Here is a 12,591-nt window from a genome sequence, read left to right on the forward strand (position 1 = left end):
TGCTATGTCTCCGGGCGCGGCTCAGGCGGTCTCGCCCTGCGCCATCAGGCCGGGGTTGAGGATTTGACGGGGGTCGAACTTCTGCCGTAACCCCTCTTGCAGGGCGGCCACGGGCGCGGGCAGGGGTGCGAAGGTGGCGCGGCTCCGGTCCCCCCGGATCAGCATCGCGTGCCCGCCGCGCGCGGCCACGGCGGCGCGCAGCCTGGCCGCATTCACGCCCGAGCCGTCGGGGGCCAGCAGCCAGATCAGCCCGCCGCCCCAATCATAGAGCGCCTCGGTGCCAGCCAGATCGGCGACGATCCCCGGCGCATCGGTCGGCTTGACCGAGATACGCCAGACATCGCCTTCGCGCCCGTGAAACGGGCCGACATCGCGCACGTGGTGCCAGGCGGCCTCGGTCACTGCCGGATCGGTCTCCAGGGTGAAGCGTCCGAATCCCGCCAGCAGCGATTGCAATTCTCCGGCGCGATAGGCCACCGAATTCTCAAACCCTTCAAGCCGGATCATCGTCACCGGCGCGCCATCCTGGCCGCGCTGCAGATGCGCCGCCCCGGTCACCTCGTAGGGCGAGCCGAGCGCATGGCTCAACGCGGTGATCGCACGGTCATCGCGCAGCCCCTCCGACAGCAGCATACCGCTGCTGCGCGGGCGCGGCAGCACCTTGAGTGCGACCTCGGTCAGCACGCCCAACGTTCCGTAACTGCCCGCCATCAACTTGACCAGATCATAGCCGGTGACGTTCTTCATCACCCGCCCGCCATTCTTGACCACGCGGCCCTGCCCATCGACAAAGCGCACGCCCAGCAGAAAATCGCGGCAGGCCCCGGCCTGAATGCGGCGCGGACCGCTGACATTGGCGGCCACGACGCCGCCGATGGTGGGCGTGCCGTCCGTGCCCAACAGTCCACGATGATCCATCGGCTCGAAGGCCAGCCGCTGGCCCTCGGCCTCCAGCGCGGCCACAATCTCCGCCAGCGGCGTGCCTGCCTTGGCGACCAGCGTCATCGCGCCCGGCTCGTATAGCTCGATGCCCGTCAGCCCCGACGTGCTCAGCCGCGCCCCGTTGGAGACCCGCCCAAGGGGCCGTGTGCCGCCGCCCTCGATGCGCAGCGGTCCCTCGGTACCGCTGATGATCTCGGCGAGTTCCGCCTCTGTTTTCGGTGTCATGCTGTTTCTTCTTGGTAAAAATACTCTGGGGGTCCGGGGGTGAAACCCCCGGTCTTTGAAAGATCAGGCCGCCCGCCGTGGATCGGACGAGTCGAGCGGAAAAACCTTGGCCGGGTTGAGCAGCCATTTCGGGTCGAACACATCCTTTACATCCATCTGCGCGGCCAGATCATCGGGGTCATATTGATGCGCCATCAGGTCGCGCTTCTCGATCCCCACACCATGTTCGCCGGTAAGGCACCCGCCCACCTCAACGCAGAGCTTGAGAATCTCGGCGCCGAATTCCTCGCACAGTTCCAGATCGCCGGGCTTGTTGGCATCGAACAGGATCAGCGGATGCATGTTACCGTCGCCCGCGTGAAACACATTCGCCACGTCCAGCCCGAACTGATCCGACATCTCGCCGATGCGGCGCAGGACATGAGGCAGCTGGCTGACCGGGATGGTGCCGTCGAGGCACATGTAATCGTTGATATTCCCCATCGCGCCAAAGGCCGATTTGCGGCCCAGCCAGATCTTGGCACTTTCCTCTGCGGACCGGCTCTGGCGCAACTCCACCGGATCATGTTTGCGCGCGATCCCCTCGATCAGGGCCAACTGCTCGTCGATCTCGGCATCCGATCCTTCGACCTCGACGATCAGCAGCGCCTCGCAATCGGGATAGCCCGCCTTGGCGAAATCCTCGGTCGCGCGGATGCAGGGGCGATCCATGAATTCGATCGCCACCGGCAGCACGCCCGCCTTGATGATGTCGCTGACGCAGGCCCCGGCCACTTCGTTCGAATTGAACCCTATGAGAACCGGCCGCGCGCCTTCGGGCTTGCGCAGGATGCGCAAAGTGGCCTCGGTCACCACGCCCAGCTGCCCCTCGGATCCGCAGATCAGACCCAGAAGGTCATAGCCTTCGGCCTCTAGATGCGCGCCGCCCAGTTCCATCACGGTGCCATCCATAAGCACCATGGTCACGCCCATCAGGTTGTTGGTGGTCACGCCGTATTTCAGGCAATGCGCGCCGCCCGAGTTCATCGCGATATTACCCGCGATGGCGCAGGCCAGCTGGCTCGACGGGTCCGGCGCGTAGAAAAACCCGTGCTCTTCCACCGCACCCGTGACGCTTAGGTTGGTGCGCCCGGTCTGCACACGGATGAAACGGTTGTCGTAATCGGTTTCCAGCACATCGGCGAGCCTCGCCACCCCTAGGATCACACTATCCGCCGTGGGCAGCGCGCCGCCCGCCAGTGACGTGCCAGACCCGCGCGGCACCACCGGCACGCCCATCTCGTGACAGATCGCAAGCGCATCCGAGACCTCCTGCGTCGAGCCGGGCAGGATCACGGCCAGAGGCGGGCATTTATAGGCGGTCAGCGCATCGCACTCATAGGCGCGCGTCTCGGAAATCTCCGTGATCACGGCATCATTCGGCAAAACCCCTTGAAGACGCTCAACAAGCACGGCTTTCTTGGCGAGGATGGCGGGGTTTGGCTCTGGCATCTGCATGGCGTACCTCTTGAAATTGGTAAAACTATATAACCAATTTGACGATGTTGCGAGTCCTTTTTCATCGGCGCGACCCTCTGACACTTGCGCAGCTTGGCGCGCTCGGGCAAGGGAAAGCGCATGGATTGGGTCAAGATCATACATATTCTCTGTGTCATGGGCTGGATGACGTCGATCTTCGCCGTGCCCCGCGCGCTGATCTATTGGCACCGCGAATGGGACAGTCTGGGCGAATTCGGCCCGCTTGGCGATCTGACCATCCGGCTCTATCGCTTCTCACTGGGTCTTGGCGTGATCGCCATCGCGACCGGGCTCTACCTCGCGAATTGGCTGGGCTGGCCCGGCTGGACGCATCTCAAGCTGGCGCTGGTGCTTGCGCTGGCCCTGCATTACGGCTGGACCGGACGGCTGGTGCTGCGGGCGCGAAAGGGTATCTTTACCGAGAGCGACCGTTTCCTGCGAATCTTCAACGAAATCAGCGTGTTCGGCGCGATTGCGGTGCTCTGGGCCGTGGTCGTGCGCCCGTTCTGAACCCGATGGGCGCGCTGCCACCAGAGCTGGCGCATTTCACGCGGCTCGACGCTGTCGGCGTGGCGCTGCTGCTTGGCGTCTGGATCTGCACGACGCTGCTGATCGAAAACGCGCCGCGCCGTTGGCCCTCTACCTCGAACCTGATGGCGGACTATCGCCGCGAATGGATGGTGCAATTCGTGACCCGTGATCCGCGCATCTTCGATTCGCAGATGATCGGGCAATTGCGGCAGGGCACGGCGTTTTTCGCGTCGGCCACGCTGATTGCCATCGGCGGGGCACTGGCGCTTCTGGGCGATCTGGAGCAGGTGATCGGCCTTGCCGACGATCTGAGCGCGGGACAACGCCCGATGATCGTCTGGGAGATCAAGATCCTGCTGGTCGTGCTGTTTCTGGTCAATGCCTTTCTCAAGTTCGTCTGGTCCAACCGGTTGTTCGGCTATTGCGCGGTACTGATGGGGGCGGTGCCCAACGATCCGGGCCATCCCGCCGCTCTGGCGCGGGCCCGCAAGGCGGGCGAGATCAACATTACCGCCGCGCGCGGGTTCAATCGCGGGCTGCGCGCACTCTATTGTGCGCTCGCCGCCACCGCCTGGTTGCTTGGGGCCCATGCGCTGATCGCGGCGGCGCTGGTAACAGCACTGGTGTTGCTGCGGCGCGAATTCGCCTCGGCGTCTCGGGCGGTGCTTATGCAGCCGGACACTGCGGAAAACCACACAAAGACGTGAGTGCAACACAGGCGTTTTCGCCTTATGGTGGGAGTTATGAAAAAAATCACATCTTGCCTTGTCACCTGCTGTTTCGCCACCGCCGCTATGGCGCATGACCCCGTGATACTTGATGTTCAGGTGGAGAAGTTGGGCATGTCATGGCGTGTCGATGTGACCCTTGAGCATCCCGATACCGGTTGGGACCATTATGCCGATGGCTGGGAGGTGCTGGACTCCGAGGGCAATCGCCTTGGCCACCGCGTGCTGCACCACCCGCATGTCAACGAGCAGCCTTTCACCCGGTCGCTGACAAACCTGCAGATTCCCGATGGCACCCGCGAGATTTTCGTCAAGGCGCATTGTTCCGTCGATGGCTGGAGCGGGGCGCCGGTGCGGGTGGAATTGACGCCCTGAGGCAGGCTTAGGCCTTGAGGGCCCGTTGATAGTGAGCCGCGTATCGCCGGGCCGCGGTGTGGCCATCCGACGCTGGTTATGTAGCGCTTTATCCCAGCCAAGCCCGGAAACATCTGAGCACAGAGCAGGTTGCAGCCAAATCGCCGCGCAGGGGCATAACGGCAACGACAGCTTCAGGGCAAAACCACCCTCTACCGACGCCCTTCGCGCAACCATCCGGCCAGGATCAGCCCGGAGACCAGCAACAGCACCAGCCAGGGCGGCAACAGTGCCATCTGGCTCACGCTCATCGTCTCATAGGCGCCGCGCGGGGTGATGCCGATCCAGCCGCGACCGGCGGCGGGGCGGCCGTCGCGCACCTCGCGGATGCGCGGCACCCCGTCGGCCATCGCCTGCACCCCGCCATTCGTGGCGTCGATCACCGGCCGCAAGGCGGCATCGCTGGCAATCGTGCGCTCGAATTCCACCGGGGCCGCCGGGCCAAGCCCGATGACGGCGCTCTCTTCGCCATTCTCCAGCCGGTAAAGCCCGATTTCGGGCCCGTCATAAAGCGCCTCGAACCGCCCCGGAGAGACCTCTTCGAGATCGCGCTCCACCGCCTCGCCCGAGGGGGTGGTGATCGTCACGGGCCCCACATCGCCCGACAGCGAGCGGCGGATGATGCGCATCCTCTGGCCGGTCGCCTCGGCCCAGAGCGCCTCTTCCTCAAGCTCGGGTTCCTTCATCATCCAATGCGCCAGACGGCGCAGCAATTCGAGCTGTGGCCCGCCGCCCTCGAACCCGCGCCCCCAAAGCCAGGCGTGGTCCGACGCCAGAAGCGCCACGCGCCCCTCGCCCACCCGGTCGAGCATCAATAGTGGCCGGTCGCCCGCACCCGACATCACCACGTCGCCACCCGTCGGCGTCACTTCGATCTGGCGCATCCAGCGCCCCCATTCGGCGCCGAAATCACGCTCCAGCCCGGCGGTCACCGGGTGCCGCTCGCCAAGGTCGGTCACATCGGGACGATAGCCCTCTTCCACCACCCGCGCGGTGGGGCGGGCGGGTACCAGTTCTTCGAACGGGCCGCGATAGATGCTTTCGGCCCCGGCGAAATCCGGGCCTGCGGCGAGCAGCACCGCGCCGCCTTTTTCCACATATTGGCGGATGTTCTCGAGATAGATCGAGGGCAGGATGCCGCGCCGACGATAACGGTCAAAGATGATCAGGTCGAAATCATCGACCTTTTCGAGAAACAATTCCCGCGTCGGAAAGGCAATGAGCGACAGTTCCCGCACCGGCACGCCGTCCTGTTTCTCGGGCGGGCGCAGGATCGTGAAATGCACCAGATCGACGGAACTGTCGGATTTCAGCAGGTTGCGCCATGTCCGGGTGCCGGGATGCGGCTGGCCCGAGACCAGCAGCACGCTGAGCCGGTCACGCACGCCGTTGATCTGCACCAGCGCGGTGTTGTTGCGGTCGGTAAGCTCGCCCGTCGCCATGGGCGTGGTGAATTGCAGCACGTTGCGCCCGCCATGCGGCAGGGTCAACGGCAGGGTCATCTCCTCGCCCAGGGGCACCAGGAAGCGGCGCGGCTCTTCGCCGTCGATGGAGATGTCGAGCGGCACTTCCATCACGCCTTCGGGGGCGGCGCCATCATCCTCGATGGTCAGCGTCAGACGCACTTCCTCGTCGAGGATGGCAAAGGCCGGGGCATTGTCGACGCGCAGCCGCCGGTCCCAGTCGCCCTCGCGTCCGCTATGCAATAGGTGCAGCGGCGCGGGGATGTCGGGCGCGCGCTCGGCGTCGTGAATGCGCCCGTCCGACAGCAGGATCACCCCGGCGATGCGCCCGCGCGGCTCTTCGGCCATGGCCTGTGCCAGCGCGGTCATCGCCAGGGTGCCGCCATTCTCGGGCGCGTCGGGCACCGGCACGCGCCGCACCTCGGTATTGTCGCGCGCCTCGAGCCGTGCGGCCAGCGTATCGGCGGTCGATTGCGTCATCGTCTCGCGGTCGCCAAGGCCCTGGCTGGCGCTTTGATCCTCGACCAGCAGCACGATATCGCTCAGCGGTGCGCGATCCTCCTGCTGATAGGCGGGGCCAAGCAGCGCCCCCAGCACCACCAGCCCGGCCAGCGCCCGAAACGCCCAGCCAGAGAGGCCCCGCAACAGCGCGAGGGACAGCCCGGCCGCGACCAGCACCGCCAATGCGCCAATCAGCCAGACCGGCAGAAGCGGATCGAAGATTACGCTGCCCGTCATTGGCCCAACCTGTCGAGAAGCGCGGGCACATGGACCTGATCCGATTTGTAATTGCCGGTCAGCACATGCATCACCAGGTTGACACCAAAGCGGTAAGCCAGTTCTCGCTGCCGCTCCCCGGCATAGCCGCGCCCGACCGGAAAGAGCGGATCGCCACGCTCGTTCACTGCCCAGGCCGAGGCCCAGTCATTGCCGCCGATCACCACTGGCGTCACCCCGTCGTTGAGATTGCGGAACGGCATCCCCTCGATGCGTTCGGCATCGGGGGGTGCGGCCTCGACCCAGACGGCGCGGCCGGTGTGACGGCCCGGAAAATCGCTGAGCAGATAGAAGGTGCGGGTCAGCACGTGATCCTCGGGCACCGGCTCCAGCGGGGGAATATCGAGCGGGGCGGCCAGCCGTTGCAGCCGCGCACCATTGGGTGAGGAGGCACCGAACCCTGCCACATCGGCATCGCGCGTGTCGAACACGATCATGCCGCCGCTGCGCAGGTAGTCGTTGAGCTTCACATAGGCCTCGGCCGATGGGGTGGGCTGATCAGGCGTGATCGGCCAGTAGAGGATCGGGTAGAACGCCAGCTCGTCGGTTTCGAGGTCGACGCTGATCGGCGGATCAGGCTCGATCGAGGTGCGGAAGGTGAGCATGCGCCCCAGCCCCCGCAGCCCGGCGCGCGCGGCATCGTCGACCTGCGTGTTGCCGGTGATCACATGGGCCAGCACCACCTCCGAGGTCGCCTCAATGGCGCGGGCATCATCCGATTGCGCCTGCGCCGGTTGCGGTGCGCCAAGGCTGAGCGCCAGCAGCAGAACCGCCGCCGCCCGCGCGGGCCAGAGCCGCCCCGAAAGTGCCAGCGAGGCAAGGATATCGGCCGTCAACAACACCAGCGCCGTTGCCAGTACCCATCCGCCAAGCGGCGTCTCAGGCGTGCGGGCCAGCCCCTCGACGGGGATGCGGGCGGGCCATGACATAGGGGTCAGTGTCGTCGCGGCTGTCATGACGTTGCGCGCCACCCTGCGTTCGGGACCATCATAAAGCCCCGGTAAAAGGTCGGGGCCAAGGGCTGCATCAAGCACGTCCTCGCCCGCCACGCCGGGCCGTGTGCCCGCGTCATCCAGCCGTCCGAACCCGTCAAGCACCTCGACCGGTTGCCATGTTGTGCCCGCCAGTTCTGCCATGTCCGGCGGGGCCATGGCAGAAGAGACCGCCAGCCGCTCCAGCATCTGGACGAAGAGGCCCGAAAGCGGTAATGACGACCATTCGGCATTGGCGGTGACGTGAAAGAGCACGACCTGGCCCGCACCGATGCGCTTGCGCGTGACCAGCGGCGTGCCATCGGTCAGCTGCGCGATAACCCGCTCGGCCAACGTCGGGTCGGGCTGTGCCATGACCTGCGCGCTGACCGTCACATCGGTGGGGATATCGAGCCCCTGAAATGGGCTGCCATCGGGGAATGGGGCCAGAGATTTTGGCTCTCCCCAGCTCATCGCGCCGCCCACGGTGCGCCCGCCCGCGCGCAGGCGCACCGGCATCAGCGGGGCCTCTTCGCTGCGCGAGACATCGCTTGCGGCGACGCGCGGCCCGGCAAAGCGCAGGAGCAACCCGCCCTTTTCGGCCCATTCGAGCAAGGCCGCCTGCTCGGCCCCCGACAGCGTCGCCACATCGGCCAGCACGATCACATCGGGGTTGGCGGGTAGCACATCCATCAACGCGCCGTCGAGCAGATCGGCGGTCGGCACCAGAGCCTGTTCAAGGTAATGCAGCGGCGACAGAAGCTCCAACCCCTCGCGATCCTCGCGCCCGGAAATCAGCGCCACCTCGCGCCGTTTCAGCCCGTCATCGGTGAGCGTGACCGCCCCGGCCTGCGTCTCGCCGGCGATCTCGAACCGGGTCACGCGGGCGCGCAGTTCCGGCGGCAGCGACAGCGCGCCGGTGGTCTCGGTCGCGCCGTCTTGAAACGTCATCGGCAGGCTTGCCAGTACGCGGGGAATGCCTGCCGGATCAAGGCCATGGGCGTTGACGGTGATTTCGCGCGCATCGCCGGGCGCGGCGCGCAGCGCGGTCAGATCGACCAGTCCGTCAGACAGTTGCGCAGGCCGCAGCGCCATGACCGGGCGCACGCTTTCATGCACCGTGACCGGGCCGCGCGCTTCCAGCGTCTCAAGCAGTGCATCGCGCCCGTCATGCGCCAGCCCGTCCGAGAACCAGCGCGTCTCGAACCCGTCCTCGTCCAGCAGGCCCGCCGCCGTCTCAAGCGTCGCGGGCGCGGGGGCCCAGGGCGCGGGTGTCAGCCCCGGCAGCCCGCTGCGCCAAGTCTCGGCAGCGCGAAAAACCGGTGCCTGGGGGTCGCTCAGATCCATGATTGCGGCGGCGCGCCCGGCGCGGCTCGCCTCGGCCAAAAGCCCGTCCATCACCGCGATCTGCGCATTCCAGTCCCGCGCAGTGGCCCAACTTGCATCGGTCATGATCAGCAGCGGCAGGCGGCTTGCCGCCTCGCCCTCGGCGCGCGGGTTGAGCACCGGGCCTGCCAGCCCCACGATCACCGCTGCGACGGCCAGCATCCTGAGCAGCAACAGCCACCACGGCGTGCGATCCGTCACCGTGTCATCATCGGTCAGCCCCAAAAGCAGCGCCACACCGGGGAACCGCCGCCGGATCGGGGCGGGCGGCACGGCGCGCAGGATAATCCAAAGGATGGGCAGGGCCGCGAGCGCCAGCAACAGCCAGGGTGCTGCGAAACCGATGGGGCAGAGCATCATGCGCCCGCCCCCTTGTCGATTGCACGATAGAGCCACAGAAGCGCCGATTGCGCGGAGTCGCCGGTGTGATGCAGGCCATGCCGCCAGCCGGTCGCGGCACAAAGCGCGGCCAGTTCGGCCTTACGCGCGGCCAGCCGTTCCAGATAGCGGTCGCGCAGATCATTCGCCTTCAAGGTCTCATGCGCCAGCGTGCCGCCCATGCTCTCGAATATCGTGCGCCCACGATAGGGAAACGCCTCTTCCGCCGGGTCGAGCACCTGATAGACCACGCCGCGCACCCCGCGATCCGCCGCCTTGGTCAGCGCTGCGTGCAGCCCGCTCAGATCACCCATGAAATCCGAGATCAAGAGCGCCCGGCCATGCGGCACGAGGCCCGCCATGTCGGGGCTTGCGTAATCCTCGTCGCTGTCGAGGGTCAGCGCCTGCGCCAGCCGGGCCAGTTGCGCCTGCCCGCGCCGGGGGGGCAGGGCGGTGCCGGTCATTCCCACCCGCTCGCCTCCGCGCAGCAGCAGCACCGACATCGCCAGCGCCAGAAGCCGCGCACGATCCGCCTTGTCGGGCAGGCCCTTGTCCGAGGAAAACCGCATCGAAGCGGCGGGATCGACCCAGAGCATGACGCTCTGCGCGATCTGCCATTCGCGTTGCCGCACGAATTGCGCGTCCGACCGGGCCGAGCGGCGCCAATCGATCATTCGGCGGCTGTCGCCCTGCTGCACCGGGCGGTATTGCCAGAAATCGTCGCCTTGCCCCGCCCGTCTGCGGCCGTGCTCGCCCAGAAGGACGGTGCCCGCCAGATGCTCGGCCCGCGCCAGAAGCGGCGGCAGGCGCGCGGCCTCGGCCTCGGCGCGGGGGCGCAGGGTATGAACACTCGCTATCATGTCAGGCTGCGGCCTGAACCTGTGTCACATCCTCGACCATGCGCGCGATCAACGAGTTGAGGCTGTCGCCCCGGGCCCGTGCTGCGAAATTGAGCGCCATGCGATGCCCCAGCACCGGCTGTGCCATTGCGGCCACGTCGCTGGCATCGGGTGCCAAACGGCCCTGCAGCATCGCCCGCGCCCGTACCGTCAGCATCAGCGCCTGTGCTGCACGCGGGCCAGGGCCCCAGGCGACGCTCTCGCGTACCCGGTCATCGGCGCTCGCATCTTCGGGACGGCAGGCGCGCACCAGATCGAGAATGACCTCCATCACCTTTTCGCCCACCGGCATGCGGCGCAACGTCTGTTGCGCGTCAATCAACTCCTGGGGGGTAAAGACGCCATGCGCCTCCTCTTCTTCGGCCCCGGTGGTGGCGAGCAGGATCGCGCGTTCGGTGTCGCGGTCGGGATAAGGCACGTCGATCTGCACTAGAAAGCGGTCAAGCTGCGCCTCGGGCAGGGGGTATGTGCCCTCTTGCTCGATCGGGTTTTGCGTGGCGAGTACGTGGAAGGGCGGCGTCAGGCTGCGGTTTTGACCCGCGACCGTGACCTGCCGTTCCTGCATCGCCTGCAACAGGGCCGATTGCGTGCGCGGGCTCGCGCGGTTGATCTCGTCGGCCATCAGCAGTTGGCAGAAAATCGGACCTTCGATGAACTTGAAGGCGCGTTTTCCGTCCTCCGAGGTTTCCAGCACCTCGCTGCCGAGAATGTCGGCGGGCATGAGATCGGGGGTGAACTGCACGCGGTTGGTGTTGAGCCCCATCACCGTGCCGAGCGTTTCCACCAGTCGGGTCTTGCCCAGACCGGGCAGACCGATGAGCAACCCGTGCCCGCCGCACAAAAGCGCCGAAAGCGACAGGTCGACCACCCGCTCCTGACCGATGAACCGCCGTGTGATTGAGGCGCGGGCCTGCGCCAATTTGCCTTCCAGCGCGTCGAGACCGGCGAGAAGATCGGGGTCATCGGTCATGGCAAAACTCCTGTCAGAACTATATCTTCAGCCTAGAGTGTATCGCGCAAGACAGAAATGGCAAAAGCAATGAGCGACAAACCCCTCACAACCCCGTCAGCCGAGGGCCTCGCCGCCTCGGCTCGCGCCGTTGCCAAGCAAGCGCGCGGGCTGCCCCCCGTGCACGACTGGAATCCGCCATTTCGTGGTGATCTCGACATGCGGATCGCCCGTGACGGCACGTGGTTCTATCAGGGCACGCCGATCACGCGCCCCGCTCTTGTGCGGCTTTTTTCGACCATTCTGCGCCGCGACGGGGATGATTATTTTCTGGTCACCCCGGTCGAAAAGGTCGGGATCACCGTGGACGATGCACCCTTCGTCGCCGTCGATATCGAGCCCGAGGGGGCAGGGCAGGAACAGACCCTGCGATTCGAGACCAATGTCGGCGATCACGTCACCGCCGGGCCGGATCATCCGATTCGTGTATCGCGCGACCCCGAGACCGGAGAGCCCGCGCCTTACGTGCTGGTGCGCGCCAATCTCGAGGCGCTCATCGACCGCAAGAGTTTTTACCGGCTGGTCGAGATCGGTGATTGTTCGGGGGGCTGGTTCGGTCTGTGGTCGGGCGGCGCGTTCTTCCGCATCATTCCGGAAGATGAATTACCCTGAGCCGATCGCCGGTCAGCCGCGCAACTCGGCAAGGATCGACTTGGCGGCGGCACGCGGGTCTTCCGCCGCCCAGATGGGACGGCCCACCACGATATGATCGGCCCCGTCGGTCACCGCCTGCGCTGGGGTCGCCACCCGTTTCTGATCGCCCAGGGCACTGCCCGTTGGTCGCACGCCGGGTGTCACGATCAGCCGCCCCGTCGCTTGTGGAAGGGCGCGGATCATCGCGGCCTCCTGCGGGCTTGCGATCACGCCATCGGCCCCCGCCTCGAACGCCCGCCCCGCGCGCTCGGCCACCAGATCGGGCAGATCGCCCGGCTTGATCAGCCCGGCATCAAGATCGGCCCGGTCGAGCGAGGTCAGGATCGTCACGGCAAGGATTTTCAAGGGCTTGCCCGCCGCGCCTTCCTTGGCTGCGCGCACCACATGCGGATCACCATGCACCGTCAGGAAATCCAGATCGAACTGCGCCAGCCCGCGCACTGCGGCCTCGATTGTGGCCCCGATATCGAACAGTTTCATATCGAGGAAAATCCGCTTGCCATGCTCCTGTTTGAGCTCATTGGCCAACGCCAGCCCACCGCCCGTCAGCATCCCCAACCCGATCTTGTAGAAGCTGACCGAGGGCCCGAGCGCCTCGGCAAGCTGCAAGCCCTCCAGCGCATTGGGCAGGTCGAGGGCAACGATCAGGCGGTCATCGGACATCGGGAACACTCCGGAAGCAGGGGCAGGATGCTG

General features: G+C 66.2%; 11 protein-coding genes. 4 read left to right on the forward strand and 7 right to left on the reverse strand.

Going from position 1 to position 12,591, the window contains the following annotated elements; genetic code table 11:
- Nucleotides 1-21 precede the first annotated feature (21 nt).
- Both BHD06_RS08525 and BHD06_RS08530 read right to left on the reverse strand, forming a co-directional pair.
- On the reverse strand, nucleotides 22-1,167 hold the full coding sequence (locus BHD06_RS08525) for an FAD-binding protein (protein ID WP_080456577.1): 1,146 nt from the start codon (nucleotides 1,165-1,167) through the stop codon (nucleotides 22-24).
- Between the two features lie 63 nt (nucleotides 1,168-1,230).
- The gene (locus tag BHD06_RS08530) at nucleotides 1,231-2,664 is read right to left on the reverse strand and encodes an FAD-linked oxidase C-terminal domain-containing protein (RefSeq protein WP_080456578.1); all 1,434 of its coding nucleotides are present in this window, start codon (nucleotides 2,662-2,664) and stop codon (nucleotides 1,231-1,233) included.
- A gap of 120 nt (nucleotides 2,665-2,784) precedes the next feature.
- On the opposite strand from BHD06_RS08530, the gene BHD06_RS08535 reads away from it, so the two are divergent.
- From BHD06_RS08535 to BHD06_RS08545, 3 genes are read left to right on the forward strand one after another with little or no spacing between them, the layout of a single operon-like run.
- Complete coding sequence (locus tag BHD06_RS08535; protein ID WP_080456579.1) at nucleotides 2,785-3,195, forward strand: CopD family protein; 411 nt, start codon at nucleotides 2,785-2,787, stop codon at nucleotides 3,193-3,195.
- A 5-nt stretch (nucleotides 3,196-3,200) separates the two neighbouring features.
- Nucleotides 3,201-3,923 (forward strand): DUF599 domain-containing protein, encoded by a 723-nt coding sequence (locus BHD06_RS08540; protein ID WP_080456580.1) that lies wholly within the window; start codon nucleotides 3,201-3,203, stop codon nucleotides 3,921-3,923.
- Between the two features lie 36 nt (nucleotides 3,924-3,959).
- Nucleotides 3,960-4,319 carry a hypothetical protein gene (locus BHD06_RS08545; protein ID WP_080456581.1) on the forward strand — a complete coding sequence of 120 codons (360 nt, stop codon included), beginning with the start codon at nucleotides 3,960-3,962 and terminating at the stop codon, nucleotides 4,317-4,319.
- Between the two features lie 191 nt (nucleotides 4,320-4,510).
- Here BHD06_RS08545 and BHD06_RS08550 read toward each other — a convergent pair whose 3' ends face one another.
- Genes BHD06_RS08550 through BHD06_RS08565 form a run of 4 tightly spaced genes read right to left on the reverse strand, consistent with a single transcriptional unit; the run spans nucleotide 4,511 to nucleotide 11,202 of the window.
- The gene (locus tag BHD06_RS08550; RefSeq protein WP_080456582.1) at nucleotides 4,511-6,559 is read right to left on the reverse strand and encodes a hypothetical protein; all 2,049 of its coding nucleotides are present in this window, start codon (nucleotides 6,557-6,559) and stop codon (nucleotides 4,511-4,513) included.
- Nucleotides 6,556-9,315 carry a DUF4159 domain-containing protein gene (locus BHD06_RS08555; RefSeq protein ID WP_139784670.1) on the reverse strand — a complete coding sequence of 920 codons (2,760 nt, stop codon included), beginning with the start codon at nucleotides 9,313-9,315 and terminating at the stop codon, nucleotides 6,556-6,558. The genes BHD06_RS08550 and BHD06_RS08555 overlap by 4 nt, the downstream gene beginning before the upstream one ends.
- Nucleotides 9,312-10,193 carry a DUF58 domain-containing protein gene (locus tag BHD06_RS08560; protein ID WP_176214314.1) on the reverse strand — a complete coding sequence of 294 codons (882 nt, stop codon included), beginning with the start codon at nucleotides 10,191-10,193 and terminating at the stop codon, nucleotides 9,312-9,314. Before BHD06_RS08560 ends, BHD06_RS08555 begins: the two co-directional genes overlap by 4 nt.
- Before the next feature lies 1 nt (nucleotide 10,194).
- A complete protein-coding gene (locus BHD06_RS08565) occupies nucleotides 10,195-11,202 on the reverse strand; it encodes a MoxR family ATPase (RefSeq protein ID WP_080456584.1) in 1,008 nt (335 codons plus the stop codon).
- A 69-nt stretch (nucleotides 11,203-11,271) separates the two neighbouring features.
- On the opposite strand from BHD06_RS08565, the gene BHD06_RS08570 reads away from it, so the two are divergent.
- On the forward strand, nucleotides 11,272-11,853 hold the full coding sequence (locus BHD06_RS08570) for a DUF1285 domain-containing protein (protein ID WP_080456585.1): 582 nt from the start codon (nucleotides 11,272-11,274) through the stop codon (nucleotides 11,851-11,853).
- A gap of 12 nt (nucleotides 11,854-11,865) precedes the next feature.
- Here the strand turns inward: BHD06_RS08570 and pyrF are convergent, their stop codons facing one another.
- Nucleotides 11,866-12,558 (reverse strand): orotidine-5'-phosphate decarboxylase, encoded by a 693-nt coding sequence (gene pyrF, locus BHD06_RS08575; RefSeq protein ID WP_080456586.1) that lies wholly within the window; start codon nucleotides 12,556-12,558, stop codon nucleotides 11,866-11,868.
- Nucleotides 12,559-12,591: the final 33 nt, after the last annotated feature.

It is taken from the genome of Roseovarius sp. A-2 (assembly GCF_002072155.1).
In the GTDB taxonomy this organism is placed as follows: domain Bacteria; phylum Pseudomonadota; class Alphaproteobacteria; order Rhodobacterales; family Rhodobacteraceae; genus Roseovarius.

What these genes read in the sequence shown, in the direction of transcription:
- BHD06_RS08570 (WP_080456585.1), top strand. Translation starts at nt 11,272, where the DNA reads ATGAGCGACAAACCCCTCACAACCCCGTCAGCCGAGGGCCTCGCCGCC.
- BHD06_RS08525 (WP_080456577.1), bottom strand. Translation starts at nt 1,167, where the DNA reads ATGACACCGAAAACAGAGGCGGAACTCGCCGAGATCATCAGCGGTACC.
- BHD06_RS08565 (WP_080456584.1), bottom strand. Translation starts at nt 11,202, where the DNA reads ATGACCGATGACCCCGATCTTCTCGCCGGTCTCGACGCGCTGGAAGGC.
- BHD06_RS08540 (WP_080456580.1), top strand. Translation starts at nt 3,201, where the DNA reads ATGGGCGCGCTGCCACCAGAGCTGGCGCATTTCACGCGGCTCGACGCT.
- pyrF (WP_080456586.1), bottom strand. Translation starts at nt 12,558, where the DNA reads ATGTCCGATGACCGCCTGATCGTTGCCCTCGACCTGCCCAATGCGCTG.
- BHD06_RS08530 (WP_080456578.1), bottom strand. Translation starts at nt 2,664, where the DNA reads ATGCAGATGCCAGAGCCAAACCCCGCCATCCTCGCCAAGAAAGCCGTG.
- BHD06_RS08545 (WP_080456581.1), top strand. Translation starts at nt 3,960, where the DNA reads ATGAAAAAAATCACATCTTGCCTTGTCACCTGCTGTTTCGCCACCGCC.
- BHD06_RS08535 (WP_080456579.1), top strand. Translation starts at nt 2,785, where the DNA reads ATGGATTGGGTCAAGATCATACATATTCTCTGTGTCATGGGCTGGATG.
- BHD06_RS08560 (WP_176214314.1), bottom strand. Translation starts at nt 10,193, where the DNA reads ATGATAGCGAGTGTTCATACCCTGCGCCCCCGCGCCGAGGCCGAGGCC.
- BHD06_RS08555 (WP_139784670.1), bottom strand. Translation starts at nt 9,315, where the DNA reads ATGATGCTCTGCCCCATCGGTTTCGCAGCACCCTGGCTGTTGCTGGCG.
- BHD06_RS08550 (WP_080456582.1), bottom strand. Translation starts at nt 6,559, where the DNA reads ATGACGGGCAGCGTAATCTTCGATCCGCTTCTGCCGGTCTGGCTGATT.